29 protein-coding genes and 1 tRNA gene are annotated in these 26,114 nt (G+C 34.1%); 4 read left to right on the top strand and 26 right to left on the bottom strand.

What is annotated here, in order from left to right; all coding sequences use genetic code 11:
* The 14 genes from IV494_RS04740 to IV494_RS04805 form a co-directional block, all read right to left on the bottom strand.
* Positions 1–672: a response regulator transcription factor gene (locus tag IV494_RS04740; RefSeq protein WP_196079000.1), complete on the bottom strand. Its 672-nt coding sequence runs from the start codon at positions 670–672 to the stop codon at positions 1–3.
* Positions 673–698: 26 nt separating this feature from the next.
* Positions 699–1,157 (bottom strand): DUF2231 domain-containing protein, encoded by a 459-nt coding sequence (locus IV494_RS04745; RefSeq protein ID WP_196079001.1) that lies wholly within the window; start codon positions 1,155–1,157, stop codon positions 699–701.
* A 318-nt stretch (positions 1,158–1,475) separates the two neighbouring features.
* Positions 1,476–2,471 carry an FAD:protein FMN transferase gene (locus IV494_RS04750; RefSeq protein WP_196079002.1) on the bottom strand — a complete coding sequence of 332 codons (996 nt, stop codon included), beginning with the start codon at positions 2,469–2,471 and terminating at the stop codon, positions 1,476–1,478.
* Between the two features lie 130 nt (positions 2,472–2,601).
* The gene (locus IV494_RS04755; RefSeq protein WP_196079003.1) at positions 2,602–3,414 is read right to left on the bottom strand and encodes a T9SS type A sorting domain-containing protein; all 813 of its coding nucleotides are present in this window, start codon (positions 3,412–3,414) and stop codon (positions 2,602–2,604) included.
* A 24-nt stretch (positions 3,415–3,438) separates the two neighbouring features.
* Entirely contained in the window at positions 3,439–3,987 is a 549-nt protein-coding gene (locus IV494_RS04760) for a YceI family protein (protein WP_196079004.1), read from the bottom strand.
* 23 nt (positions 3,988–4,010) lie between these two features.
* Positions 4,011–4,337, bottom strand: a complete 327-nt coding sequence (locus tag IV494_RS04765) for a cytochrome c3 family protein (RefSeq protein ID WP_196079005.1) — start codon at positions 4,335–4,337, stop codon at positions 4,011–4,013.
* Positions 4,338–4,361: 24 nt separating this feature from the next.
* The gene (locus IV494_RS04770) at positions 4,362–5,246 is read right to left on the bottom strand and encodes a DUF5777 family beta-barrel protein (protein WP_230379906.1); all 885 of its coding nucleotides are present in this window, start codon (positions 5,244–5,246) and stop codon (positions 4,362–4,364) included.
* 14 nt (positions 5,247–5,260) lie between these two features.
* Positions 5,261–5,644 (bottom strand): OB-fold protein, encoded by a 384-nt coding sequence (locus IV494_RS04775; RefSeq protein WP_196079006.1) that lies wholly within the window; start codon positions 5,642–5,644, stop codon positions 5,261–5,263.
* A gap of 78 nt (positions 5,645–5,722) precedes the next feature.
* Positions 5,723–6,151 carry a QcrA and Rieske domain-containing protein gene (locus IV494_RS04780; RefSeq protein WP_196079007.1) on the bottom strand — a complete coding sequence of 143 codons (429 nt, stop codon included), beginning with the start codon at positions 6,149–6,151 and terminating at the stop codon, positions 5,723–5,725.
* Between the two features lie 137 nt (positions 6,152–6,288).
* Complete coding sequence (locus tag IV494_RS04785) at positions 6,289–8,676, bottom strand: TonB-dependent receptor (RefSeq protein WP_196079008.1); 2,388 nt, start codon at positions 8,674–8,676, stop codon at positions 6,289–6,291.
* A 141-nt stretch (positions 8,677–8,817) separates the two neighbouring features.
* A complete protein-coding gene (locus tag IV494_RS04790; protein ID WP_196079009.1) occupies positions 8,818–9,714 on the bottom strand; it encodes a FecR family protein in 897 nt (298 codons plus the stop codon).
* 51 nt (positions 9,715–9,765) lie between these two features.
* Positions 9,766–10,284, bottom strand: a complete 519-nt coding sequence (locus tag IV494_RS04795; protein WP_196079493.1) for an RNA polymerase sigma factor — start codon at positions 10,282–10,284, stop codon at positions 9,766–9,768.
* 237 nt (positions 10,285–10,521) lie between these two features.
* A tRNA-Leu gene (locus IV494_RS04800) sits at positions 10,522–10,603 on the bottom strand.
* Positions 10,604–10,716: 113 nt separating this feature from the next.
* A complete protein-coding gene (locus IV494_RS04805) occupies positions 10,717–11,481 on the bottom strand; it encodes an MBL fold metallo-hydrolase (protein WP_196079010.1) in 765 nt (254 codons plus the stop codon).
* Between the two features lie 56 nt (positions 11,482–11,537).
* Between IV494_RS04805 and IV494_RS04810 the strand changes: the two genes are divergently transcribed.
* Positions 11,538–12,965: a TonB-dependent receptor gene (locus tag IV494_RS04810; protein ID WP_394368400.1), complete on the top strand. Its 1,428-nt coding sequence runs from the start codon at positions 11,538–11,540 to the stop codon at positions 12,963–12,965.
* A gap of 12 nt (positions 12,966–12,977) precedes the next feature.
* Positions 12,978–13,427: a GAF domain-containing protein gene (locus IV494_RS04815; protein ID WP_196079012.1), complete on the top strand. Its 450-nt coding sequence runs from the start codon at positions 12,978–12,980 to the stop codon at positions 13,425–13,427.
* A 70-nt stretch (positions 13,428–13,497) separates the two neighbouring features.
* Here the strand turns inward: IV494_RS04815 and IV494_RS04820 are convergent, their stop codons facing one another.
* Entirely contained in the window at positions 13,498–13,968 is a 471-nt protein-coding gene (locus IV494_RS04820) for a GNAT family N-acetyltransferase (RefSeq protein ID WP_196079013.1), read from the bottom strand.
* A 214-nt stretch (positions 13,969–14,182) separates the two neighbouring features.
* Positions 14,183–15,517, bottom strand: a complete 1,335-nt coding sequence (locus tag IV494_RS04825) for a dihydrolipoamide acetyltransferase family protein (RefSeq protein ID WP_196079014.1) — start codon at positions 15,515–15,517, stop codon at positions 14,183–14,185.
* Between the two features lie 130 nt (positions 15,518–15,647).
* Here IV494_RS04825 and IV494_RS04830 point away from each other — a divergent pair, with 130 nt between their 5' ends.
* On the top strand, positions 15,648–15,941 hold the full coding sequence (locus tag IV494_RS04830; RefSeq protein WP_196079015.1) for a putative quinol monooxygenase: 294 nt from the start codon (positions 15,648–15,650) through the stop codon (positions 15,939–15,941).
* 3 nt (positions 15,942–15,944) lie between these two features.
* Entirely contained in the window at positions 15,945–16,562 is a 618-nt protein-coding gene (def, locus tag IV494_RS04835; RefSeq protein ID WP_196079016.1) for a peptide deformylase, read from the top strand.
* A 48-nt stretch (positions 16,563–16,610) separates the two neighbouring features.
* On the opposite strand, the gene lipB is transcribed toward def, so the two are convergent.
* From lipB to IV494_RS04885, 10 genes are all read right to left on the bottom strand, one after another.
* Positions 16,611–17,333 carry a lipoyl(octanoyl) transferase LipB gene (lipB, locus tag IV494_RS04840; protein ID WP_196079017.1) on the bottom strand — a complete coding sequence of 241 codons (723 nt, stop codon included), beginning with the start codon at positions 17,331–17,333 and terminating at the stop codon, positions 16,611–16,613.
* Positions 17,334–17,507: 174 nt separating this feature from the next.
* The gene (trpA, locus tag IV494_RS04845) at positions 17,508–18,287 is read right to left on the bottom strand and encodes a tryptophan synthase subunit alpha (protein WP_196079018.1); all 780 of its coding nucleotides are present in this window, start codon (positions 18,285–18,287) and stop codon (positions 17,508–17,510) included.
* A 160-nt stretch (positions 18,288–18,447) separates the two neighbouring features.
* Positions 18,448–19,629, bottom strand: coding sequence for a tryptophan synthase subunit beta (gene trpB, locus IV494_RS04850; protein WP_196079019.1), 1,182 nt, complete (start codon positions 19,627–19,629; stop codon positions 18,448–18,450).
* A 29-nt stretch (positions 19,630–19,658) separates the two neighbouring features.
* Positions 19,659–20,288, bottom strand: coding sequence for a phosphoribosylanthranilate isomerase (locus IV494_RS04855; protein WP_196079020.1), 630 nt, complete (start codon positions 20,286–20,288; stop codon positions 19,659–19,661).
* Positions 20,289–20,428: 140 nt separating this feature from the next.
* Positions 20,429–21,208, bottom strand: coding sequence for an indole-3-glycerol phosphate synthase TrpC (trpC, locus tag IV494_RS04860; protein ID WP_196079021.1), 780 nt, complete (start codon positions 21,206–21,208; stop codon positions 20,429–20,431).
* A gap of 2 nt (positions 21,209–21,210) precedes the next feature.
* A complete protein-coding gene (trpD, locus tag IV494_RS04865; protein WP_196079022.1) occupies positions 21,211–22,197 on the bottom strand; it encodes an anthranilate phosphoribosyltransferase in 987 nt (328 codons plus the stop codon).
* Position 22,198: 1 nt separating this feature from the next.
* Positions 22,199–22,768, bottom strand: coding sequence for an anthranilate synthase component II (locus IV494_RS04870; protein WP_196079023.1), 570 nt, complete (start codon positions 22,766–22,768; stop codon positions 22,199–22,201).
* A 12-nt stretch (positions 22,769–22,780) separates the two neighbouring features.
* The gene (locus IV494_RS04875; RefSeq protein WP_196079024.1) at positions 22,781–24,199 is read right to left on the bottom strand and encodes an anthranilate synthase component I family protein; all 1,419 of its coding nucleotides are present in this window, start codon (positions 24,197–24,199) and stop codon (positions 22,781–22,783) included.
* A gap of 199 nt (positions 24,200–24,398) precedes the next feature.
* Positions 24,399–25,523 carry an efflux RND transporter periplasmic adaptor subunit gene (locus IV494_RS04880; protein ID WP_196079025.1) on the bottom strand — a complete coding sequence of 375 codons (1,125 nt, stop codon included), beginning with the start codon at positions 25,521–25,523 and terminating at the stop codon, positions 24,399–24,401.
* Between the two features lie 13 nt (positions 25,524–25,536).
* Positions 25,537–26,109 carry a cytochrome b/b6 domain-containing protein gene (locus tag IV494_RS04885; protein ID WP_196079026.1) on the bottom strand — a complete coding sequence of 191 codons (573 nt, stop codon included), beginning with the start codon at positions 26,107–26,109 and terminating at the stop codon, positions 25,537–25,539.
* Positions 26,110–26,114: the final 5 nt, after the last annotated feature.

The following is a 26,114-nucleotide window of genomic DNA, read 5'->3' on the forward strand; positions in this document are numbered from 1 at the left end:
TTAGTCATTAATGATGTATCCAACTCCTCTGATGGTTTTTATAATTGATTCTTCGTTTTCAGTATCTAATTTTTTACGCAAAGTGTTGATAAAAACATCAATCACTGCGGTGTCTTTATCAAAATGAATGTCCCAAATTTTTTCCATAATTCTGGAACGGCGACAAACTTTACCTTTATTGCGAAGTAATAATTCTAATAAACCGAATTCTTTTTGAGTTAATATAATTTGTTTCCCGTTTTTAATTACTTGATGCGCATCAATATCCATTTGGATGTTACCAACTGTAAATACGGATTGTTCGCCAGTTTTATTTCTCATTAAAACTCTAATTCTTGCTAATAATTCTTCAAAAGCAAAAGGTTTTTTTAGATAATCATTTGCGCCAGTTTCTAATCCGAAAATGGTATCATCTACTGTATCTTTTGCGGTTAAAAAAATAATCGGCACTTGTTGATTTACTTTTCTAACGTTTCTACAAATTTCTATTCCACTCACACCCGGAAGCATCCAATCGAGGAGCATCACATCGTATTCATCTACAAAATCTAAAGCCAGTTCTAAACCTTTTCTTCCATTATCAGCAACATCTACAGCAAAACCTTCTTCCTCAAGTCCTTCTTTTAAAAAACCAGATATAGCCGATTCGTCTTCTACAATTAAAATTCTCATTGCTAATTATTTTTTAAAGTTTTAATCTATTTTTCATTAAAATCTGGTAATGCTAATTCTACACCCGCTCCGTGCTGGTAAACCAATTGTCCACCTAAATATGCAGTGCGAGAAACACCACAAATTACAGAAGCAAATAATACAACACAGGCGACTTTAATCCATTTGTTTGAATACTTCAACCAATTAGCGACAATGTATAATATTGAGGTAATTATTGCAAGCCAAAGCGTTATTACTGCGGCATTTTCGTGTAGTTCAATTGCTTTACCTAATGTTCCGCCTTCCATACCTTCACCAGCAGAACTTCCTGATAGATAGGATGCAATTGTACCAAAAGTACCTAAAATTAAGAGGTAAAATGCTGTTTTATTGAAAAATGTTTTTTTTAAAACAAATCCAGTTACTTCGCTAAGAAATCCGATAAGAAGTAATGCTATCGGAAAATGGATTACCATTGCGTGTAAATGTGTGGCACTAATCATTTGTAAATATTTTTACAAAGATTATAAAATCAGAATTTGGATTGGATTAATTAAATCTAAAGATTGCCTAAAGAAGTACTATAAGACTTAAAAATCAAGGTATTTCAACTATTCGATAGCTGATTTTAAATAATTAAAACGTTTCTAAATAGCTAATCCCAATTTGCTTTTGCATATAAAAAATTGAACCAGATGATGTAGATTTTTTTTCTTTGGAATTGAAGATTTTTCTTTGAATAAATGGATTAATGCAGTGGTCGATTTTTAGTTTTGGAATTTTTATAAATATAATTTTGGCAAACTAATCTAAGGTCTTTTTTATGGAATTCCTTCGATGATATCCTTTATTTTTTCTGTTTCGTAAATTTTATAATTTCCGTTTTCATCAGAATAAATTAAATAGGCTTGTAATTCTGGATGTTTTGACAAAAACAATTTTGCTTTTTCTAAGCCCAATACCAAAACTCCGGTTGCATTGGCATCAGAACTGATGCATTGTTTTGAGAAAATAGAAGCACTTAAAAGATTGTTTTTCGTAGGATAACCTGTTTTCGGATCAATGTGATGTACATATTTAATGCCGTCTTCAACGATAAATCTTCTATAATTACCAGAAGTGGCAATCGCCAAATTTTCTAATTTTGCCACCGCTTTCAAAGGATTAGTGTCTTCTTTATTTTCTATCGGCTTTTCTATACCTACAGTCCACGGTTGATTGTCTGGTTTCAAGTTGTTTGCATATACTTCTCCCCCAATTTCTACAATAAAACTCGTTATTTTTTTAGATTTTAAGTAATCAGAAACTACATCTACAGAATATCCTTGTGCAAATGCATTAAAATCTAATCCAACTCTTGGATCTGTTTTTTTAACATAATTCCCCCTTAAAACAATTTTTTCAAAACCCACAAATTGCATTATACTATCAATAATTTTATTTTCATTTTTCATTTTTCTTCCTGGTCCAAAACCATAAGCATTCACTAATGGATAAACTGTAGGATCAAATGCGCCATTGGTATTTTTCCAAACTTCTTTGGCTTTTTTAAAGCATGTTTTAAAATACTGATCTACTTTTATCCTTTTTTCGTCTCTATTAATTTTAGAAATAATGGATTTCGGATTATAAGTGGAAACTGAAAGATCAAAATCTTGCAATATTTGATCAATTTCTGGTTGTAGATTCCTATTTTGCGCATCGTAATAAGAGATATGATACGTTGTTCCTTGCGCGAATCCTTCAAATTTTACCAATTGTTGCCCGTAAGTTGTACCAAATAATATGATAAAAAAAAGTTGCGTTATGTTTTTCATGAATTTAGTATGATTTTAAATTTATAAAGTTGCTCACAATACTTTAAAATTAATTTCTTGCATAAAATTACACAAGAAATTAATATATTTAGATTACTAAAAGGTCTTTGAGATTATAGAAATAAAAAAATTAGTTTTTAATTAATTTCTGAAGCGGAAGTTTTGTTTTTTCAGATTTCAATTCTACATAATATACTCCATTTTTTAAGTCAGAAATATTATATTTATCGGCTTTGCCCAGAGATTTTATAAATCTTCCTGTAGCATCATATAAAATTACTTCATAAACAAGTTCGTTATTAGCAATCGAAAAATTATTATTAGCAGGATTAGGATAAATTTGATTCGTCGATTTTGCACCATTTACATCTACCGTAGCCAATGAAGAAGGGGTCCATTTTAAAGTAATACCTGTGAAATTGTTATCTGAGGTAGGAGTTTGTGAATCTTGCGATGGTCCTTTCGTAAATGTAAAATATCGTGTTGCTGTATTTGAAGAGTGTCCCCAAGTTTCTTGAACTGCCACTCGATAAGTTCCGTCTGCAACTAATGTCCCATTGGAAGTACCGGATACATTTTTACCATCCCAAGTAAAACTTTTTGATAAAAATGATGTAAGGGTAGCTCCTGTTGTTGCATCTGTAATATTGCAACCAGTTGTGCCCAAAACAGCAGTTGGATCTACACAACCCGCAGCGGTTCCCCAAACTGGAAGATGGTCATCTGTATTTCCACCAACATATCTCATTTTGGTTTTCACAAATACTCCAGCAGAAGTTTCTACCCAGGCTGCAAGTACAAACCTTCCATCTGAAACATAATTTCCTGTTGTGTGTTTCGGAGTGGTGAAGGTAAAAGTAAGCGTACCCGCAGTTTGCGCAAATACGATAGACGATAAGGATAATAGCAATAAAGCAAGTCCTTTAAAATAGTTTTTTTTCATAATGATATTATTTAATTGTTATTTTTAGAAACTAAAATTCACCCAAATTTTGGAATTTTCTGTGATTTTTTGTTTTATTAAAGAAGGAATTTTAATGTTATAATCTTCTGGTTTAATGCCAAAAGTAGATACAATGAGTGTTTTTCCATTTTCTTTAGAAATCATTGCAGGAAATTTGATGTGTTTAGTAACACCGTGTAAAGAAAAATCGCCTTCTACATCATAAGATTTCTTGGTTGCATTTACTTTGGAAGCATCAAAATTTGCAATTTTACCAGAAAAAGTAGCTTTAGGAAATTTATCAGACTCTAAATAGTTTTCATTAAAATGTTCCTCCATCAAAGGGATTTTAAATTTAAAACTCTTGATTAATGCTTGTATTGCAACAGCGCCAGATTTACTATCCATTACCGCTGAAACTGAACTATTGGTAGCCGAAACCTCTTCTAAAGCACTTGCATTAGATGCTAAAAATTTTACTTGTCCGGATTTTGTAACTATTTTTTGCCCAAAAGTAAAATTGGTGGCTAAAATAATTGAGAACAGAAGGATTATTTTGTTAAATATTTTCATTGTAATTGTTGTTAAATTGTTATTTATTGTGGCGTTCCTGCATCTTTCCAAGATTGCACTGTTTGTATTGTTGTAGAAGATAAAGGTCCATTTGGTGGCATACTTCCACTATTTAAATCTTCTAAAATTAAATTAATGTTAGATTTTACATCGTCATAATTATCCAAGTAAGGAGATTGTCCTCCATTTGGGGAATGACAACTGGTGCAATTAGCATTCATAATTGGTTTGATGCTATTGGTATAAGTAATATTTGCAACAGGTGGTCCTGAAATATCTTCGTAGGTTCTGGTATCGCAAGAGTATAAAATTACAGTACAAACGATACAAGAAATGATTATTTTTTTCATTTTTTATTTAAATTTTATTGATTGTTAAAATACTCTGTACATGTTAAAACCAAAGAAGACACCTCCTTTACTAATGTCTCCAGAAGTATTGGTGAAATATCCTACATCATTCATTCTTTGGCTGTTAGAGAAAACAAGTTGGAAAATGTGACCACCGGTATCAATATCTAAACCTACAGAAACAGGGTTTTTATAAGTAGAGGAGCTTACTGGGTTTAATCGAAGTCCGTATTCGCCATTAATGCTCATTCTTTTGCTAATTTTCACTCTACCACCACCAGAAATTATTTGCATATCTTTAGATTCCATCGTTGGATCTATTAAATTTTTATGAACCCATATTCCTGCTAATTCTAAGGAAAATCGATCATTTAATTTTCTAGAAATTAATAATTGATTGGAGAAAGACAGCTTATCCTTAAACATAATATTAGGATATACTGCTTGTTTCAAAGAAGTGTCCATATTTAAAGTATGATATCCTACCAAAGTTACCGGTGACCCTTCTTCTTTTTGGTTGATGATTCGGTATTTTACTGTTGCTTCATATAATTTCGGAGTTAATCTGGATGCTCCAAATGATAACCAATCAGTCATACCGTATATCATTCCTAATTTTGTTGTCGCCTTATCAAAACCAAAGAAATTATCAAAAAAGTTAACATCTTCTCCTCCTAAAGCTCCAAACCTGTGAGAAACTATAAGATAAAACTCTTTTTTTGCTGGCGTTTTGGTGGATTGCATATTAACTACCTGCAATGCTTTGAAAGCGTTCGAGGCGTCTACTGTAATTTTTTCATTGACATTTGCACTGTCCAAAGATTTCATAAGATCATCCTTTTCTTGTGCAAAAGAAAATGCGAAAAATCCTAATAGCAAAAAGCTACAGCTTATTTTTTTTAAATTCATAATTAATTATTTTTTTATTTTACTACAGAACATTGGTCGATGTTTACAATTTCTAAAAGACTGTCATAGCCAACCAATCTGCCTTTTAAGGAAACTTTATCACCAATTTTTAAAGATTTTTCTGCTAAGGTGAAAATGCAATCTACTCCATCGAAAGAAATAGTAGATCCAACAATACTTGTAATTTTTCCATTTACAATCATGGCCTTACTTTGGTATTTTTGGGTTGCCGCCGTTTCATTTTTTACAAATTCTGCTTTTAAACCCTCTGAAGTTGTTGTAAAATCTGCAGTTGCCGTTTCATAATTTTTTACTCCGTAATGATAGGAGAAGTAGTAATAAGCACCAAAAAGGGAGAATCCTAATAGGAGAATAGCGGTAATTATTTTCTTAAGCATATAGTTTGAATATTTGAAATTTAATAGGTGATCTAATTATCTTTTTAATAAATTATGTGAAATAAGTTGATTGTAATTTTAAGAAAACACTCTTAACGTTGTTCCAGTGAGCGTAGTTTTGTAACTCGTCAAATTTTTACTTGCAGGACCATTTGTAACAGCACCATTACTGCTAAACTTTGCACCGTGATTTGGGCAAACAAAATCATTTTCAGACGCATTGTAATTCACATTTGTTCCTTGATGCGTACAAGCTGCAGAAACTGCTAAAAAACTTCCGGTATTTGTTCTTGCGATTACAATTCCATTGCTGACCATAAAACCACCATTTGTAGCGAGACTTCCTGAAGATACATCTACATTAAAATCTACATTTGTGGGACTTGGAGTTACATTACCGTCTTCTTCTCGGCAACTGGTAACTAAACCTCCTGCAAAACATGCGGGTAAAACAACTGCGGCTGCAGCACCAACTCCGGCTAATTTGAAAAATTCTTGTCTTGTCATAGTATAAATTTTAATTTTAACTAAAATGATTTATACTACTATAACACTTGAATCAACAAGCACCCTACCTAAAAAAGTAAAAATTTAAGCTAAAATGTAAAATGTATTGAAAATCAGAGAGATAATAAGTTGGGTAATTAGAAACTTACCCGGAAAGCGGCATTAATAGTTCTGGAAAGACCGAAAGATTTTACTTGTTCTATTTCGGTACTTTCTTGGTTTATTTTGTAATATTCATTGATTTCATTTTTTCTATTAAATATATTTAATAGAGAAACATTGAAATAATAATCCCAATTGTGATTTGTTTTGAAATGGTAGGAAACAGAAGCATCTACTTGAAAATACTGTTCGAGTGGTTTCCCATTTGGAAGCGCAAAATTTAAAACTGGATTATCAGGATCAGAAAAATTGATGTTATTATCTCTCAATTCTGTTTCGGGTTTCCCAGAATGCCATTTGGATCCCAAAGCAAATTTGTATCTCTTTTTTTCGAAGTTGCACCCCAAAGCGAATAGATGATTGATTTGAAAATTATTTTCAAAAACGGAAGGAGTCAACGCAGGAAAATTATATTTGCTTTGCCCAAAATTATAATGGCTCCAAATCAAAAAATAGTTTATTTTTTTTTGTGCCAATAATTCAATTCCTTTTACATTATAATTGCCCGAAGTTTGCACATATTGAAATTGATTCTGAAAACCTTGGCTACTTGTAGTTATTCCAGATACTTTTTTATAATAGGTTTCAGCAGTGATCAACCAATTGTTTTGCTTATAATCTAAACCCAGAGAAATCTGCCTGCTTCTTTGCACAGGAATGTCGGAATTGTTTGCCAAAATCCACCATCTGTTTTCCACTCCAAAAAAATCATTTTGCCGTTCGATTTGTTGAGAAATAATTTGGCTTTTCATTTCTCCCAAAAATATAAGATCAAGGTTTTTGTTAATTTCATAATTTAATTGAAATCTTGGTTCCACCATTATTTTCCGAAATGTTGTAATATAATTTCCTCGTATTCCTGCAGAAGCATTAAATTTTGAAGTACTATCGTTCAACTTCGCTTCAGCAAAAATTGCGTGTTCTGTGAGGTTACTATTTGATTTTTCAAATGAAGAAACAGACTTATCTTCCGCTACATTTCGCACCGCAATTTTATTTAATTGATAACCAAATTTAAGCGCATATTTTTTATTTAATTGATAATGATGGTCTATCTTTAGACTTTGATCATTTACCTTATTTTCTTTGGTATTGTAACTGGAGAGATCAAATATATTTTCTATTTTAGAATCTAATTCATAAACTGAGTTTGATAATTGTATGGTAGAACTATTTTTTGAATTCCAAACGCTTTTCCAAGTTGCATTTAGACCTAAATTTTTTTGGTAAATTGTATTTTTTAATAGATTATCTTCATCTCCGTCTTCATCCGCTTCAGAAGCATTCACTTTGTCATTGATGTTGATAAAATCAAAAATTAAGAGGTTTTTTGCACCAATTTTTTGCACCAATTTGGTAGAAATGTCATAAAACCGAAAATCTTTATTTACAGAATATTCTACATTTTCATTCGTATTTAAATTTAGAATAGAGGTGTTTTGAAATGTTTTCTGAAAATATTTATTAAAAGTAGGAGTGCTTAAAAATTCAGTAAAAGATTTTCTTGCGGCAACTTCTATAAAACTATTTTTTGTAATATTTACCTTAGCATAAATATCTGCATTCAACATATTGAGGCCGAAACTGTATTTGTTTTTAGCAGAAAAATTAGCATCTGTAGAAATATCTACCACACTAGAAACTCCATCTCCAAAAAAAGCCGGACTGCCATTTTTAAAAATTTTAATATAATTAGATAAATAGGGATTTATGGTAGAAATTTGTCCAAAAAAATGTCCTGTTTGGTAGAGTTTAATACCATTCCACAAAATAAGATTTTGATCATTGGTACCACTTCTCACATTGATACTGGAGAGACTTTCTTTTGCACTTGTAATTCCCGGTAGAAAGAGTGTCGTTTGCAAAACATCTGGTTCTATCAATCCAGGAATGATTCCACCTTTTTTAGGCGAAATTCCGTAAGAACCATCTTTGTTTTTTGAAATACTATTTGAAATATACTGTTGTATAAAGACTTCATCAATTTTTTTTATCTTTTCATCTAAAATATAGATGTTTTTTTCAGCATTATTTTTTTCAATTGCTGATACTTGTAGTGTAATAAATTCTGGACTTTCAATTTTGTATCCAACTGGTCTACTAACCATTATATCAAAAAAACCATTTTTATCTGCACTTGTTTTTTCGCCATTTTCTAATATGATAGTTGCGCCTGCAATTGGTGTATTATCTTTCTTATCGATGATTGTTCCAGAAATTCTAATTTTTTTTTCCGGTTGATGAATAGAAAATATATTTTCACTTATTTTTTCAAAAACCAGATGCGTATTTTCTTCTAAATAAAATATTTTATCGCTTACATTAAGATTTTTATCTGGTGCAGAAATAGAAATGTTTTTCAAATCACGCTCCAAAAAATTAAATGATATTTGATGCTGATTTTCAAGGGATTTTAAAACTTTTTTTATTGGAATTTGTGCATAAAAAATACATCCAAAAAAAATCAAAAAAAGTAAGGCGATAATTTTCCGAAATCCTACCATTTATTTTTTATCAATAAAGAGAATTTTTCCTGCACTTTTTCTATACTCTAAATGATAGGTTTTTGAAATGATAGAAAGTGCCATTTCTAAATTATCGTTTGGTAATTTCCCTGTGAACAATTCTTGCGAATTTGATTTTGAAACCATTTTGAGGTGATACACTTTTTCCAATTGAGATAAAATAGTTGATAATTTTTCATCTTTAAAGTCTAAAGAAATTACTTGTTCATATGGATTTTCTGCATTTGCATAGGAATCTTTTTCTATCCCATTTTCAAATTTCACGCGCATTCCTTTGGTTAGAAAAACTTCCTTATTTTTATAATTCACTTTCACTTTTCCTTCAAAACAAACAACATTAAAATTATTTTCTGCAGCTTGCACTTCAAACTTTGTTCCCAAAACGGTCACGTTTCCCAAATCTGTAGAAACTGTAAATTTTTTGCCTTTTGATACATGAAAATAGGCAATTCCTTCCAAATGAATTTTTCTATTAAATAACCATCGAAAATTATTATAATGGGCAATAGAATTATTATTTAAAATCACTTTAGAATAATCTGGTAATAAAAATGTTTTGCTTGTCAACTGATCTGTAACTACTTTTTTTGAAGACAATAGATTTGCAGCAATAAAAGTAAGGGTAAAAATGGCAATAAAAATTGCAGCCATTTTATAAAAATTTGTAAATAAATTTATTTTCTTTTGATCAAGTTTTTTTGCATTTAATATGTTCGTTAAAATTTGATTTTCATCAAAATCTTGTACAGATAAATTTTTAGAATAATTTCTTATTTTCTCGTAGATTTCATAATCTGGATCAGCTTTAAATAACTCTAACTCTTCCTGAGAAAGTTCGTTATTAAGCCATTTTGCCAAAAAGTGTTCTTTTTCCATTGATTTAGCATTTGTGAATATAGAACAATCTAACTTACTTTTTACCCTACCTTATATTTTTTCAACTATTTTTCTTAAGTCCAAAAGAGCGAGGTGTATTCTTTTTTCAACCGCTTTTACACTTATTTGCAGTTCTTTTGCAATTTCGCTGTATTTTTTTCCATCAATTCTATGTAATAAAAATGCAACTCTCTGTTTTTCAGGTAAATTTTCAATGGCTTGGTATAGTTTATTTTTAAATTCTTGTTCTTCTAAAAGAAACTGCGGATTCTCACTATTTCTATCAATTGTGGCATTATTTTTCTCGTAATTTAAAATTACATTTTTATGAGAGATAACGTTTAGAGATGAGTTGATTGCTATCGTGTAGATATAAGATTTCGCTTTTAATAAAGGAACATCGCTGCAATTTTGCCAAAGTTTAATAAAAACATTTTGTACAACATCTTCCGCATCTGTTTGGTTGCCAAAACGGTAAAGTAAATAATTTCGCAGAGGTTTTATATGTTTTTTAAAAAAATCGCTAAAAACGATTTCATTACATATATTATTGATAATTTCCTTATCCATTTGCTTTTCTGTCAATAAAAAATCAAATTTATAATAATCTTAGTGCAAAAACAATGATTTATTTCCCGTTTTTTTGAAAATAATATAAAGCAAGAAGTAATGGTAATAATGCAATTAATTGCTTTTGAAATTATAGCTTCCATCTAAAACTTAATTAAAATGCGGACAAATTGCGGACAGATTACAACCCTTAAAAATACAAAACGCTGCTAATCAACAGATTAACAGCGTTTATAGTACCCGGTGCCGGAATCGAACCGGCACATCTTGCGATACTAGAGTTTGAGTCTAGCGCGTCTACCAATTCCGCCAACCGGGCTTTTTAAATTGGTGTGCAAATATAGAATTATTTTTTATTTAAGGAAAATTATTTTAACAAATTTTCTCTGTTTAAAAGGTTTTTCGACGGAAAATATTTTAACTGATTGATTATCAAAACTCCAGTTCCAAACCATCGTAAGCAAGATGTACATTTTCCGGAAGTTCACTTTCAGTTTCGGCGTGAGTTCCTAAATGATGGGAGATATGCGTGAGATATAATTTCTTTGGCTGAAGTTCTTCAAAGAGTTCCAAGACCTGAGGTAAGATAAAGTGGGCAGGATGAAGCTCTTCTTTACGGATACAATTTAAGATCAAATAATCAAGATTTTGTAATTTTTCCTTTTCCACTTCTGAAATAAAACTTGCGTCAGTAATGTAAGCGAGGTTTTTAAACTTAAATCCTAAAATTGGGATTTTATAATGCATCACATTAACAGGAATGATCTCCGTATCAAATAGATTAAAATTTCCTTCAATTTCGTGCAGGTCAAATGACGGCGCTCCAGGATATTTCACATCCGCAAAAGCATACGGGAATCTGTTTTTTACTTCAGCTCCTACTCTTTTATTACAATAAAGTGCCATGTTTTTTTTACTCCGAAAAATTACGGGACGCAGATCATCCAACCCAATAACGTGATCATTGTGTTCATGGGTAAGTAAAACCGCATCAACATTATCCTCATTATTATTGAGCATTTGAATACGAAAATCCGGACCGCAGTCGATCAATATTTTTTTTCCGGAATCTGTGCTGATTAAAGCCGACGATCGGAACCGATTATCTTTTGGGTCTTTCGAACTGCAAACTTCGCAGTGGCAACCAATAACAGGAACTCCCTGGGAAGTGCCCGATCCTAAAAATTTCAACTTCATTTCTTTTGAGGTTGGTATATTATTGGTAAATTTACAAAAAATAAGAATTGCTTGTGATTAATCCGAAATTAACTCCTAAACAGAAAGCTTTAGCCATTAATTTAGACCCCGATATTTACGGAACTTTTGCCGAAATTGGTGCAGGTCAGGAAACGGTGCGTCATTTTTTTAGAGCGGGAGGTGCGTCTCAAACGATTGCAAAAGCGATGTCTGCTTATGACAAAGATTTTAGTGATGCGATCTATGGTAAAGAAGCCAGAAACAGATATGTGACCCAAAACCGTCTGCGCAAAATGCTTCGTTATGAAGTTTCTTTGATCGAGGAACGATTATCCAGAGAAAATAATCCCGGAAGAAAATTCTTTTCCTACGCTAACACGGTCACGACGATCAATTTCGATAAGACCATGAAAGGTCACGGTTGGGTTGGCTTGAGATTTCAACTCGATGAAAAAGAAGATTACAATGAAATAGTGTTTCATGTAAAATTTAATGAAAATGATACGACTCTGCAACAGGAAACGTTGGGAGGTTTAGGTGTCAATTTGATCTACGGAGCGTTCAACTATTCCGATAATCCGAGAAGGTTAATTGAATCTTTATATGATGACATTTCTACAGATAATGTGGAGATTGACATGATCGATTTCAGTGGTCCTGCTTTTTCTTATGTCGATAATCGCCTAATGAGTTTGCAACTCGTAAAAAATGGTATGACCGATGCGGTAATTTTTAATCCACAGGGAAATAATATGTTGCCTGCAGATATTTTATATAAGAAGAATATTTTCGCAGTTCGTGGGAGTTTTCGCCCTGTAACATTGGTGAATATTGATATGTTCGAGAAAGGTCTTGAAATGTTCATGAAAGATTCCGAATGCAATTTTGATGAAAAGGAAGTTCTTTTTGAAATTACGATCTCAAATTTAAGAGCAGCCGGTGATATTGATGAGCGCGATTTTCTGGACAGAGTTGATGTCTTAGCAAAGTTGGGATACACTGTAATTATTTCAAATTTCTCCGAATATTTCCGGCTTATCGATTATTTCGCCAACTATTCGAGTGGAGAAATAGGAGTGGCAATGGGCGTTAACAATCTTTTGGATGTGTTTGATGAAAATTATTATAAAAATCTCTCCGGCGGAATTCTAGAAGCTTTTGGTAAATTTTTCAGAAAAGGCATGACCGTTTATCTTTATCCGTACAAAGATCCTGAAACTCATGAATTATTGACCTCTACCAATTTGAAGGTGAGCGATAATCTAAAAGAGCTTTATAAATATTTTAAACTTAATAAAAGGATCGTTGATATCAAAAATTACAATCCTAATTTCTCTGAGATCTATTCCCGAGAAATTCTAAATAAAATTGCAAATCACGAAAGTGGCTGGGAAAAACAAGTACCTGCAGATGTTGCCGATATGATCAAGGAACGCGGAATGTTCGGCTACAAAGAAGAATTAAAACTAAAACAGTTTTCCTAAAAAAATAAAAAAATGTCTGAAATAAAAAAACGTCTTTCTTCAATATTAGAAAGTCCAAATCACAATACAGAAGTTAAACTTCAGAAAATCTGTCATCTTCTCGATCAGGAAATTCAATATTTCAACTGGACGGGGTTTTACTTTAGAAACGGCGATAAAGAAGAATTAATTCTGGGACCTTATGTTGGTGCAGAAACAGATCACACCGTGATTCCTTTTGGAAAAGGTATTTGCGGACAGGTTGCAGTTTCTAACGAAACTTTTGTTGTTCCTGATGTTCACGCACAAGACAATTATTTGAGTTGTTCTATCGCAACGAAAGCAGAGATCGTAGTTCCGATCATGAAAGATGGCAACAACATCGGTCAGATCGATATCGATTCTCACGAGTTAGATCCGTTTACTACGGAAGATCGCGAAATGCTGGAATGGTTGTGTGACGAGATCGCGAAAATTATGTAATTGAAATTTTAATATAATAAAAAAGTGTGGGTTTTTAGAAATCCACACTTTTTGTTTTTATGAGCGTTTGTTATTTTGCTAAATCCCCGATTCCTTTTCCATCCAAACGATAAACGGTCCATTCATTCATTGGTTTGGCTTGTAGGGATTCATAGAAGTCGATTGCGGGTTGATTCCAGTTGAGAACCGACCACTCCATTCTGCCGCAATTTTCTGCTTTTGCAATTTTCGTCAGTTCGATAAGAAGCGTTTTACCATATCCTTTTCCGCGGTGTTCCGGCTCTACATAAAGATCTTCTAAGTACAAACCAGGTTTTCCTACGAATGTTGAGAAATTGTAGAAATAAAGGGCAAATCCAGCAGGAATACCATTCTCTTCGCCGATGATTACGTGTGCGAATTTTTTCCCAAATATATTTTCCCGAAGTTCTTCTACGGAAGTCACGACTTCATTTTCCATTTTTTCGTAAACGGCGAGTTTTTTAATGAGATCAAAAATTATTGGAGTATCTTCTGGTGTGGCTTTTCTAATGGTAAACATTTCTTTTTATTTTAGAAATCAAAGTTAAGGTTTTTACCAGAATTTTATTTAAAAATCCAGCCGTATCTAGCCCCGATTGAACGGCCTGTTTGAGCTCTTTTTTCGATGTTGGAATTTGTGGTGGCGAAAAAAAGCGAGTAGTGAAAGCGGGATTTAGCTCCTAAAAAAAACCTCCAGAAATATCCTGAAGGTTTTAATTTTATTTATTGAGATCTTAAATTTCTGTGTCTAAATCCCAGTTCTGCAAATAATCGTGAACATGTTTCAGGAACATTCCACCCAGAGAACCGTCTACAACACGGTGATCGTAAGAATGCGACATGAACATCAAGTTACGGATCGCAATAACATCGCCATCTTTGGTTTCCAAAACTGCCGGTTTTTTAACGATCGCTCCGACCGCCAAAATTGCAACTTGAGGCTGCGGAATAATCGGCGTTCCCATCAAATTACCAAATCCACCAACGTTGGAAATCGTGTAGGTTGCACCTTGCGTATCTTCCGGTCTCAATTTTTTATTTCTTGCTCGGAAAGCCAGATCATTGATCGCTTTTGTCAAGCCTGAAAGTGACAGTTGATCCGCATTTTTGATAACAGGAACAATTAAATTTCCGTCGGGAAGTGCGGTTGCCATTCCGATATTGATGTTTTTCTTTTTGATGATCTTATCACCATCTACAGAAACGTTGATCATCGGCAAATCCTGAATTGCCTTTACAATTGCTTTCACAAAAATTGGCATATAGGTCAGTTTTTCACCTTCTCTTTTTTCGAAAATATCTTTATGTTTCGTTCTCCATTTCACGACGTTTGTTACATCGGTTTCGATGAAAGAAGTGACGTGTGGAGCGGTATGTTTGCTTTTCACCATTGCCTCGGCGATGATTTTTCTTACACGATCCATTTGAATGATCTCGTCGCCTTGTCCAACAACCATGGGTGTAGAAACCGGTGCTGCAGCTTTCGGAGCTGGAGTTGATTGTACTTGAACAGGAGTTTGAACTTCCGGTTGCTTTTGACCTCTTGTGGAAACAAAAGATAAAATATCTTCTTTGGTGATTCTGCTGTCTAAACCACTTCCTTTAATCGACTGCAATTCGTTTTCGGAAATATTTTCCTGTTGAGCGATTGATTTTACGAGCGGTGATAAATAGAGATCGGAACCTGCAAAACTGGTTGCTGATTTTGAACTTTCCATGGCTTCTTCCAGTCCTTTTACGACTTCTGAATCAACATTTGGAATTTGAGTTTTTACTTCTTCTGCAGATTTCGGTTCCTGTGGTTGTTCAGAAATAATTTCGCCTTCTCCCGCAACTTCCAGTATCGCAATGACTTCGCCAATTTTAGCGATTTCATCTTTTTGTTTCAGAATTTTTACAATTTTCCCTGAAACTGGTGTCGGAACATCGGAATCTACTTTATCAGTAGCGATTTCTACAACAGAATCGTCTTCTTTTACCATATCTCCTTCATTGTACATCCAACTGATGATCGTCGCCTCCATCACGCCTTCTCCCATCGAAGGAAGAATTAATTTATATTCTGCCATTTTTCTTTTATTGATTCTTACAAAGATAAAAATTTTTACCGATTAAGAAAAAACGATTTTATGTCAACTTTTTTTATCGATTTTTCAAAAATTCCATTTTCAGTTCATATCTTTAAACTTTGAAAATATTATGAAGAACTTATACATCGTCGCCCTCTTTCAATTTAAAGAAAACGACATCATGGACGCTTTGGAATTACTAAGAAAACTGGTCATCGAAACCCGCAAAGAAGAAGGTTGTATTCAATATGATCTGGTTGAAGACAATGAAAATAAAGGAATGTTCTTTATCACGGAGGTGTGGGAAAGTGTGGAACATCATCATCAGCACAATGGAACCGACCATTTAACGCAGTTCAGAATTCAATCTGTAAGAATGCTGGAGAAGTCTGCGGAAGTTTATAAAGGATTCAAAACCTTTTAAAGCATGAGAAAAACCTCCTTGCTTTTTGTTTTATTTTATATTTTATCTTCCGGACAAAAATATACAAAAGCTGAAATTTCCCTTATTAATGAAGGAAATATTGAGACGGCACTTCCGGTTTATCAAACGGCAGATTCCTTGCAACACAAAGTTTTGCTCGATCGATCTTTAGACGCTGATCCAAAAGACAAAACCACCAAAACTTTGGTGAACCGAATGAAATTGGCATTGCTTTCCACAAAAAGTGGGGTCGGAATTGCAGCTCCGCAAGTTGGTATCAATCGAAATATTATTTGGGTAAAACGTTTTGACAAGCCAGATAAACCTTTTGAATATTTGATCAATCCTAAAATCTTGTGGCGGTCCGAAATTTTAAATCTTGGTCCGGAAGGTGATCTTTCCATCGCAGTTTTTAGAGATTATTTTTACCGAAGTCAGGTCATTCAAATAGAATATTACGATCTGGAGGGAAAACAACACACTGAAATTGTGGAAGGTTTTACCGCTATTATTATGCAGCACGAAATCGATCATTTGTCGGGAATTTTAATTTCGGATAAAATTGAAAAGCAAAAATTGAAGAATTTCGAGAAAGTAGAACTTTACAAAGAGGTGCCATAAAAAAATCACCTTCAAAAGACGTGATTTCTGTTATTTGATGGTATTGGATTAAATAAATTTTGCTTCAAAAACTTCACAGAAATGGTGTTTAATTTTTCCTTTTAAATCTGCAATTTCTTCCGCGGAAAATTCTCGTTCCAACTCGCGTGTTAAAGAAGTCACCGTTTTATCTTTAATTCCACACGGAATGATATATTCAAAATAGCGCAGATCGGTATTTACATTTAAGGCGAAACCGTGCATGGTCACCCATTTTGAGGTCTTCACACCCATTGCACAAATTTTCCGCGCGTAAGGTTTTCCAACATCGAGCCAAACTCCGGTTTCACCTTCAGATCTTTCGCCTTTCAAGCCAAATTCTGCGATGGTGCGAATGATTACTTCCTCCAGATTCCGCATATATAAATGAATGTCGGATTTGAAATTATCGAGATCTAAAATCGGATAACCAACCAATTGTCCAAAACCGTGATAGGTAATATCTCCGCCACGATTTGTTTTCACGTAAGTTGCGTTGATCTCTTCCAGCCTTTTAGAATTGGCGAGCATATTTTCTTCATGACCCGATTTCCCCAAAGTGTAAACATGCGGATGTTCTACAAACAGCAAATAATTTGGAGTTACTTCCTGAATTCCATCGGTTCGGTCGCGGTTTTTCAGTTTCAACGCGATGATTTCTTTCATCAGTTTTTCCTGATATTCAAAGGCCGGAAGATAATCCATCAAACCTAAATCCTGAAATTGCAAAGTTCTGTTCTGTGTCGTTGTCATTGAAATTCATTATTTTGGGCAATCCCCTTTCCTGCGCAAATGCCAACGCTTGGGTCGGGCTCTCTGTTACAATTCCTCATTTCGGCACTCGCTTCGCTCGCGCCTCCATTCCGGGATTTTCACGTCGATCCCTATTGCAGGATTGCGTTTTTTAAGAGGACAAATTTACAAAATTTAATTCTTTATGCTATGAATAAAGTCGCTTCCTTTCTGTTTCCAGTCTTCGTTTCCTAAAAGAATTTTCACAAATGCGGTTCCGATAATTCCACCTTCTGCTTTTTCGGTTACGTTCTCGAAATCGGTCTTATCTTTAATTCCGAAGCCTATAAATACCGGATTTTTTAAATCGAGCTCTGAAAGATGTGTCAAATAATCTTCATTCTTCACTTCTTTATTTTCGTTTCCTGTTGTTGAAGAACTTGAAACCGCGTACAGAAATCCGGAGCTTAAATCATCTAAATATTTAATTCGTTTCTCCGAAGTTTCAGGAGTGACGAGGAAAGTAAAGTTCAGATTATATTTTTTTAGAATTTCGCTGTAATTTTTCTCAAATTCAATCGGTGGAAGATCTGGAATAATTAAGCCAGAAACGCCGGAATCTGCACATTCTTTGCAGAAATTTTCAAAGCCGAAACTTAAAACGGGATTGATGTAACCCATTAAAATAACGGGAATTTTGATCTCTTCTTTTACCGTTTTCAACTGTTCGAAAAGTTTCGCGATGGTCATTCCATTTTTCAACGCAATTTCGTGCGCTTTCTGAATCACTTCTCCATCGGCAACCGGATCCGAATAAGGCATCCCAATCTCCATATAATCTGCCTCGGAATTTTGGATGGTCTTCATAATTTCCGTCGTGTCTTCTAAGTTTGGAATTCCCGCAGTGAAATAGATATTGAGTTTTTTTTGAGGCTGGATGTTGGTTCCTGGATGCTGGATGTTATCGTTGATCATAATTTTACTGTTATTTGATGAGATTGATTTTTACTACAATCTTTTATTTTAAAACTAATATTTGAAAGAAGCGCGATCTGCGCTCCGACATGAGCGGATCCCGATGTAAAATCGGGAGGGAATAGAGGGTCTCGTCTTTTAGAAAGAGACCCTAATTAAATTACAAATTTTGTAAATACATTTCCAGATCTTTATCACCTCGACCACTCAAACAAATCACGACTACATCGTCTTTCGCAAAATTTTTCTTGTCTAAAACTGCCAAAGCGTGCGCAGTTTCCAAAGCTGGAATGATGCCTTCAATTTTAGTCAGTTCGAATGCAGATTTCAAAGCTTCATCATCGGTGATGCTGAAAAATTCAGTTCTTTTTTCTGTAAATAAATTCGCGTGGAAAGGTCCAATTCCTGGATAATCTAAACCCGCCGAAATGGAATGCGGCTCAATTACCTGACCATCATCAGTTTGCATGACGATACTTTTACTTCCGTGCAAAATCCCCAAAGTTCCTAAGAAAGTGGTTGCGGCAGATTTCCCTGAATTGAGTCCAAAACCTCCTGCTTCAGCTGCAATTAATTTGACGCTCGGTTCATTCACGAAATGGTAGAAAGTTCCGGCAGCATTGCTTCCACCGCCGACACAGGCGATAACATAATCAGGATTTTCCCGTCCGATCTTTTCCTTCAACTGCCATTTAATTTCTTCCGAGATCACACTTTGAAAACGTGCCACCAGATCCGGAAAAGGATGCGGACCGACAACACTTCCAATGATATAATGTGTTGTTGTAGCATTGTTGATCCAGTCTCGTAGAGCTTCATTCACAGCGTCTTTCAAGGTTTTAGAACCTGAAGTTGCGGGAATGACTGTTGCGCCCAACATTTTCATTCGGCCAACATTCGGCGCTTGTCTCGCGATATCGACTTCGCCCATGTAAACGATGCATTCTAAATTCATCAGTGCACATGCAGTCGCGGTTGCAACGCCGTGTTGACCTGCACCTGTTTCTGCAATGATCCGTTTTTTTCCTAGTTTTTTGGCGAGTAAAACCTGTCCGAGAGCATTATTGATCTTGTGCGCTCCAGTGTGATTCAGATCTTCGCGCTTTAAATAAATCTGAGTCTGATATTTCTCACTTAAATTTTTAGCGAAATACAATGGTGTAGCGCGACCAACGTAGTCTTTGAGCAAATCTCTAAATTCTTTTTGGAATTCAGGCGTGCTGATGATGTCGACGTATTTTTCCTGTAATTCTTCGACATTTGGATAAAGCATTTCGGGAACGAAAGCGCCACCAAATTCGCCGTAATATCCGTTTTTGTCGGGGTTTTTATAATTTTTCATTTTATATTTTGATTGATTTTTCGTGTAGTTTAACCGAGAAGGTTTTTAAATTCTTTTATTTTTTCGAGATCTTTATTTCCGGGTTCAATTTCAAATTTCGAGTTGATGTCTAAGGCAAAAGGTTTCTGATTGAGAAATTTTAAATTTTCAATATTTTCTTCTGAGATTCCGCCACTTAAAAAGTAAGATTTAGTAAGTTCGAGTTCATTTAAAATTTGCCAGTCAAAAGAATTCCCAGTTCCACCAAAGGATTTTGAGTCAGTATCGAAGAGTAAATAGTCAACTTCTGATTTTAAATTTTGGATCTTAAATTTTAAATTTTCTAATTCTGTTCCTATTCTGAAGACTTTGATGATCTTTATTTCAGGAATTAGCTTTTCTCTTAAATCTGAAATGAACTCGTCACTTTCGTCGCCATGAAGTTGAATGAAGTTGAGTCCTGCTTTTTCCGAGACTTCTAAAATTTGTTCTATTCTTTCGTTAACAAAAACACCTACTTTTCCATGATGTTTTACTGATTTTATTTCTTCTAAAGTCAAAGAATTCAAAACATAACGCGGTGATTTTTTATAAAAAATGAAGCCCAGGAAATTAACGTCTAAAGAAATTAATTCTTCTATTTGATCTATTCTTGTTAAACCGCAAACTTTTAATTTCATATTACAATAAGTTTTGGCTAAAGCCAATTGAACATTTATATTTTGTAAACGGGCTAAAGCCCGTTCCTATTGATAACATTTAGTTTTATATCAATTCTTACAGCAATTAATTTTAAAAATCATTCGTGCATTCGTGGCTTTTAATTTTTAATTGTATTTAAAAATTCTTCGAAAGCAACTCCAGGATTTTCATTTCGCATAAAATATTCGCCCATCAAAAATCCATCAAATCCTTTTTCTTTAAGAAATTTAAAATCTTCTACAGAATAAATTCCGCTTTCCGCAACTGCCAAAACTTCTTTTGGCAAGAGGTTCTTTAAGTTGACTGAATGTTGCAGATCAACTTTGAAATCTTTAAGATTACGGTTGTTGATTCCGACCAGATCGATATTTTTATTAAAATGCTGCAATTCATCTTCTGTGTGAATTTCCAGCAAAACTTCCAGACCTAATTCGTGTGACAAATCCGTAAACTCCTGAACTTGGTTTGGAGAAAGACACGAAGCAATTAATAAAATCACATCTGCACCATTCGCTTTAGCTTCGTAAAACTGGAATTCATCAATCATAAAATCTTTTCGCAAAATAGGAATCGAAATTTCATTTCTGACTTTCAAAATATCTTCTAATTTTCCACCAAAAAATTCTGAATCAGTCAAGATTGAAATTCCACTTGCTCCAAACTTTTGATATGATTTTGCAACTTCTAAAACATCAGCCTTTTCATTAATAACTCCTTTACTGGGAGATTGTCTTTTAAATTCAGAAATGATTCCACTACCCGACTTCACCGATTCCTTTAAAGAAATCGTATTACGTTGAAAAAATTTCGAATCTTTTAATTCAGTTAGAAAAATTTTCTTTTTCGCTTCGTCAACTTCTACCTTTTTCTGGTCAATTATTTTATCGAGAATATTCATTTCTAATCAATTAAAACATTTAGACAATTCAAGGCTTTTCCTTCCATCAAACTTTCTTTCGCCATCATTAAGCAATTTTTGTAATCGCCATATTTCTCAGTATTCTTCAAAGCCATCGCAGCATTTGCTAAAACAACTGCGTTTTGTTCGTATGTTCCTTTTCCTTCTAAAATCGTTTTAAAAATCTCCGCTGCTTCTTCAACACTATTTCCGCCTAAAATAGTTTCTGCTTCGATATTCTTAAACTGCAATTCTTCTGCAGAATAAATCTTCTCGCCATATTTATCAATGATTTTAGTATCGCTCGTCAAACTGATTTCGTCATAACCATCTAAAGCATTGACGAGTAAAAAATCAGCATTTTTCTTCTGCAATAAATATTGATAAATCCTAGCGATTTCCAAATTCGCCACACCGATCATGGTATATTTTGGTTGAGCCGGATTGATCAATGGTCCCAACATATTAAAAAAAGTTTTTAAACCTAAATTTTTACGCATTGGCGCAATTGATTTCAATGAAGTGTGAAAAATCGGTGCGTGTAAATAACAGAAATTCCCTTTTTCCAAATCACTTCTCAATTCGACTTCTGTTTCTTTAAAACGATAACCTAAAGTTTCCAAAACATTTGATGCACCGCTGATTGTTGAGGCTGCATAATTTCCATGTTTGGCTACTTTTTGTCCAGTTCCAGCGACAACCAAACTCGCTAGAGTGGAAATATTAAACGTATTTTTTCCGTCGCCACCAGTTCCAACAATGTCTACTAGATCATCTGTTCCTAAGTCTATTTTCGGCGCGAGCTGCTGCAATGCTTCGGTAAAACCTTCCAACTCTGCCAACGTTATACTTCGCATTAAGAAAACGGTAACGAAAGAAGTCACTTCAATTTCATTAAAAATATTCTTTGAAATTTCCAGCAGAATTGATTTCGCTTGGGCTTTGCTCAGAGTTTGGTGGTCGAATAAATATTGTAATATTTCTTTCATTTTAATTCTGTAAAAAATTTTGGATAATCTTTTTTCCGTGTGGTGTCAAGATACTTTCCGGATGATATTGAACTGCCTGAACATCATATTTTTTATGTTGAAGCGACATGATCATTCCGTTCTCATCAACGGAGGTAATTTCCAGTTCTTCGGGGAAATCTTCAGGATTTACGGCCCAACTGTGATATCTTCCAACTTCAAGATTTTCAGGTAAATCTCTTAAAAGTCGAGCGTCTTTTTTGATGGTTTGAGCATTGGTTGCAACGCCGTGATAAATTTCTGTAAGATTAATCAAACTTCCGCCAAAAGCTTCTGCAATGGCTTGCTGACCAAGACAAACTCCTAAAATAGATTTCGTTGGTGCGTATTTTTTAATCAGTTCAATTAAAATTCCTGCTTCAGTCGGAATTCCCGGACCTGGAGAAAGAACGATCTTGTCATAATTTTCGACATCCTTCAACGCGATTTTATCGTTGCGGAAAACATCTACTTTTTCGCCACTGATCTGCTCAATCATTTGAACTAAATTATACGTAAAACTGTCGTAATTATCGAAGACTAATATTTTCATAATTGTATTTTCTTAAATTGAGGTTGCTTTTTTAACGGCCATTTTCAGCGCATTCAGTTTATTATTCACTTCCTGTAATTCATTTTCTGCCGTAGATTTCGCCACGATTCCAGCACCGGCTTGATAAAAAAGCGTGTTGTTTTTACTTAAAAAAGTTCGGATCATAATGGCCTGATTGCAACTTCCATCAAAGCCTACAAAACCAATACAACCGCCATAAAAGGAACGCGATGTTTTTTCATAAGAATCGATCAACTCCATCGCCTTATATTTCGGTGCGCCACTCAAAGTTCCCTGGGGAAAAGTTGTTGCGATCATTTCATAAGGATTTTGATTTTCTTCAACATCTGCCGTAACTTCACTTACCAAGTGAATGACGTGAGAAAAAAACTGAACTTCTTTCAACTTTGTTACTGTTGTATTTTTTCCGCAAATGCTTAAATCATTTCGCGCTAAATCAACCAGCATCGTATGTTCTGCATTTTCCTTTGCATCTTTTTTCAATTCTTCGGCAGCTTCTAAATCTTTCTGAACTTCACCAGTTCTTTTAAAAGTTCCCGCAATCGGATGAATAATCGCTTTTCCGTCTTTTATGATCAGTTGACTTTCCGGACTGGAACCCATTAATTTAAAATCTCCATAGTCGAAATAAAATAAATAAGGAGAAGGATTAATATGTCGTAAAGAACGATAAACATTGAATTCATCACCATTAAATTTCTGTTCAAATCTTCTGCTCAATACCAGCTGAAAAACATCCCCACGGAAACAATGCTTTTTTGCGGTTTCAACCAAGTCACGATATTCTTCATCTTTTAGATTTGAAGTTTCATAATCAGTTGTTTTAAAGGGAAAAATAGGAGCATTTTTCTGATTGATGAGATTTTCGATCTCAATCATATTCGATTTCAGCCCGTCGATTTTGTTTTCGATAATGAACATTTCATCGTTGTAATGGTTGATGGCAATTACATATTGATAAAGACGATATCGCAGTAATGGAATTTTATTTTCTTCTGAAAGTTTTTTAAACTTAATATTTTCAAAAAAAGGAATTGCATCATAACTCGTATAGCCAAAAAATCCCTGTGCAGATTTACCGATTTCCTTAGTAGTTTCTTCGCAAATAAAACATTTGGTGAAATCATTTAAAAATTCACTCAACTTCTCTTTATCTAATGCGATCTTTTGTGGATTACCAAGCGGAAATTTAATTTCTGCTTCATCAAAATTTCGGATCTCAATTCCAGCAACCGCGTTGATGGCGATAAACGAAAAGTTGTTATCGGTATTTTGGTTTCCGGCACTTTCCAACAAAATGGTATCGCGAAATTTATCACGAAGGCGAAGGTAAATTCCAACCGGCGTGAAAAGATCGCTCATCACCGATTTTACAGTTGTTTTTATGTTTACAGTTTGGTTAAATTCCATGAGATTTTTTAAAATTTAGATAAAAAAAAGACTTTAACGGGTCACGTCAAAGTCTTTTATATGTTATTACAAACAGAATACAAGATTTGCTTCAGACCCTAATAAAGTTTGAATGATGCCACCAAGTAATGTTTGTTCTCGTTTTCATTGGGACAAATATATAAATGTTTTTTCTATCTGCAAATAATTTTTAAACAAATTATTCTTCTACATTTTTCAAAGCCATCAATAATTGATAAGCACCTTTTGTGACAAATTTTTTATTGGCATTGGCTGGGTTGAAATTCAAAAGTTCGGTAAATCCATTTTCAGAATTTCCGATTTGTACGGGAAACATTTTATAGGTTTTAGGCTTAATTTCCTCAAAAATATACTGTTTTTCTTCCCAGGTTACGATCGCATCATCGGGAATTACAGTGCCTTGTTCAGAATCGGCTTCCATTTCGGCGTTCATAAAAGTTCCCGGAAGTAAGGTCAAACTATTATCAACAAAGTGGCAATGAACCAAAACACTTCGGTCAGGAGAAAAATCTTTACCAATAATGAAAACACGCGCTTCATATTTTTTAGTAGGATTTTGATTGGTAAAACCATACACTTTTTGACCTACTTTGATCTTATTTAGATCCTTTTCAAAAACCTTTAAAGCCAAATGCAGATCGCCCGTATTAACGATGTCAAACATCTTATCGATGGGCGAAACGTATTGTCCGATATTGACATTTACGGTAGAAATATATCCTGAAATTGGGGAAGTCACCGCGAAAGTCCGGCGTATATTATTAGCGTTCAAAGAGCCAGGATTAATTCCCATCGCAGTTAATTTTTGAGCCATTCCTTTCATCATAATATTTTGATTTTGACTTTCATTAAAGGCTTTTTGAGTTACTTTATCTGAACTTGCTTTGTTCTCATTCAAATCTTTTTGACGGGAATAATCCTGTTGCGCGTACTGCAAATTCGATTTTGCCAAGAGATAATCCTGCTGTAATTGCACGAGTTCAGGATTTTCCAAAGTTGCTAACGTTTGTCCTTTGATCACATGATTTCCGGGCATAAATCTCGAAACTCGAACATAACCGCCGCTTGGTGCAGAAACGCTCGCCATTCCTTGTGGCGGAACGTCGATTTGTCCGGTAAGCATAATTTTATGCGCAATATCGAGGTTGTTTAAAGTGTTGGTTTCAATGCCCGAATTTTTAATTTGCAGATCAGTCAGAGAGACCTGATCTCCGGAAACAGTGCCCATCTTTTCCTTCTCGAGTTCTTTTTTGGAACAGGAAAAAATAATTAGGCTTAAAAATATAATAAGTAATTTTCTCATTGTAAAAATTTTGTTATTTCGAATCACCGCCAATCATTTGTGAGGTAATTCCTTTTCGATTTGTATTTTCAGAAATCGCAACTCCGCCGAAGTGTAGAACAACGAAAATTGGCATCCAGTAAACGGCAAGTTTGTGGGTTGTTTCTGCTAAATTACCAAGAGATTCTGACCCGATCTCAAATTTTAGAATGCTGCCTGTAATTATTTGGATGGCGATCAAAACGTAGAATCCAAGATAGATGAAACCCTGCAGTTTTTCTTTTGATGTCGTTGTTTTTGAAAAAGGATTCGGAAATCTAATTCCTTTAACGATCATATAAATGATCCTTGCTATAAAAGCAAAAGTAATCAGGTAAGCGGCGTAAACGTGCCATTCAAACATGGGATCCTGAACGGCATGAACGATGGTCCGAAGACTTTGTTTATCTAAATTTAGACTTTGAATTTGTGCATTTTTATTCACAGCATCTGAAATTACGGCTTTGCTCATCCAGACAATTCGGAGGAATCCTGTGGTAAATAAAACCAACATTCCCAATGCGAAAATCCAGTGTAATAAGCGATGTAGAACGGTATATGTTTTCATTTTGA

Origin of the sequence: Kaistella gelatinilytica, from assembly GCF_015679325.1 — a bacterium.
Classification (GTDB): Bacteria; Bacteroidota; Bacteroidia; order Flavobacteriales; family Weeksellaceae; genus Kaistella; species Kaistella gelatinilytica.

Bases quoted from the DNA above. Each gene is read 5' to 3' on its own strand.
- IV494_RS04740 (WP_196079000.1), bottom strand. From the start codon at position 672: ATGAGAATTTTAATTGTAGAAGACGAATCGGCTATATCTGGTTTTTTA.
- IV494_RS04745 (WP_196079001.1), bottom strand. From the start codon at position 1,157: ATGATTAGTGCCACACATTTACACGCAATGGTAATCCATTTTCCGATA.
- IV494_RS04750 (WP_196079002.1), bottom strand. From the start codon at position 2,471: ATGAAAAACATAACGCAACTTTTTTTTATCATATTATTTGGTACAACT.
- IV494_RS04755 (WP_196079003.1), bottom strand. From the start codon at position 3,414: ATGAAAAAAAACTATTTTAAAGGACTTGCTTTATTGCTATTATCCTTA.
- IV494_RS04760 (WP_196079004.1), bottom strand. From the start codon at position 3,987: ATGAAAATATTTAACAAAATAATCCTTCTGTTCTCAATTATTTTAGCC.
- IV494_RS04765 (WP_196079005.1), bottom strand. From the start codon at position 4,337: ATGAAAAAAATAATCATTTCTTGTATCGTTTGTACTGTAATTTTATAC.
- IV494_RS04770 (WP_230379906.1), bottom strand. From the start codon at position 5,246: ATGAATTTAAAAAAAATAAGCTGTAGCTTTTTGCTATTAGGATTTTTC.
- IV494_RS04775 (WP_196079006.1), bottom strand. From the start codon at position 5,644: ATGCTTAAGAAAATAATTACCGCTATTCTCCTATTAGGATTCTCCCTT.
- IV494_RS04780 (WP_196079007.1), bottom strand. From the start codon at position 6,151: ATGACAAGACAAGAATTTTTCAAATTAGCCGGAGTTGGTGCTGCAGCC.
- IV494_RS04790 (WP_196079009.1), bottom strand. From the start codon at position 9,714: ATGGAAAAAGAACACTTTTTGGCAAAATGGCTTAATAACGAACTTTCT.
- IV494_RS04795 (WP_196079493.1), bottom strand. From the start codon at position 10,284: ATGGATAAGGAAATTATCAATAATATATGTAATGAAATCGTTTTTAGC.
- IV494_RS04805 (WP_196079010.1), bottom strand. From the start codon at position 11,481: ATGAAGTTGAAATTTTTAGGATCGGGCACTTCCCAGGGAGTTCCTGTT.
- IV494_RS04815 (WP_196079012.1), top strand. From the start codon at position 12,978: ATGTCTGAAATAAAAAAACGTCTTTCTTCAATATTAGAAAGTCCAAAT.
- IV494_RS04820 (WP_196079013.1), bottom strand. From the start codon at position 13,968: ATGTTTACCATTAGAAAAGCCACACCAGAAGATACTCCAATAATTTTT.
- IV494_RS04825 (WP_196079014.1), bottom strand. From the start codon at position 15,517: ATGGCAGAATATAAATTAATTCTTCCTTCGATGGGAGAAGGCGTGATG.
- IV494_RS04830 (WP_196079015.1), top strand. From the start codon at position 15,648: ATGAAGAACTTATACATCGTCGCCCTCTTTCAATTTAAAGAAAACGAC.
- def (WP_196079016.1), top strand. From the start codon at position 15,945: ATGAGAAAAACCTCCTTGCTTTTTGTTTTATTTTATATTTTATCTTCC.
- lipB (WP_196079017.1), bottom strand. From the start codon at position 17,333: ATGACAACGACACAGAACAGAACTTTGCAATTTCAGGATTTAGGTTTG.
- trpA (WP_196079018.1), bottom strand. From the start codon at position 18,287: ATGATCAACGATAACATCCAGCATCCAGGAACCAACATCCAGCCTCAA.
- trpB (WP_196079019.1), bottom strand. From the start codon at position 19,629: ATGAAAAATTATAAAAACCCCGACAAAAACGGATATTACGGCGAATTT.
- IV494_RS04855 (WP_196079020.1), bottom strand. From the start codon at position 20,288: ATGAAATTAAAAGTTTGCGGTTTAACAAGAATAGATCAAATAGAAGAA.
- trpC (WP_196079021.1), bottom strand. From the start codon at position 21,208: ATGAATATTCTCGATAAAATAATTGACCAGAAAAAGGTAGAAGTTGAC.
- trpD (WP_196079022.1), bottom strand. From the start codon at position 22,197: ATGAAAGAAATATTACAATATTTATTCGACCACCAAACTCTGAGCAAA.
- IV494_RS04870 (WP_196079023.1), bottom strand. From the start codon at position 22,768: ATGAAAATATTAGTCTTCGATAATTACGACAGTTTTACGTATAATTTA.
- IV494_RS04875 (WP_196079024.1), bottom strand. From the start codon at position 24,199: ATGGAATTTAACCAAACTGTAAACATAAAAACAACTGTAAAATCGGTG.
- IV494_RS04880 (WP_196079025.1), bottom strand. From the start codon at position 25,523: ATGAGAAAATTACTTATTATATTTTTAAGCCTAATTATTTTTTCCTGT.
- IV494_RS04885 (WP_196079026.1), bottom strand. From the start codon at position 26,109: ATGAAAACATATACCGTTCTACATCGCTTATTACACTGGATTTTCGCA.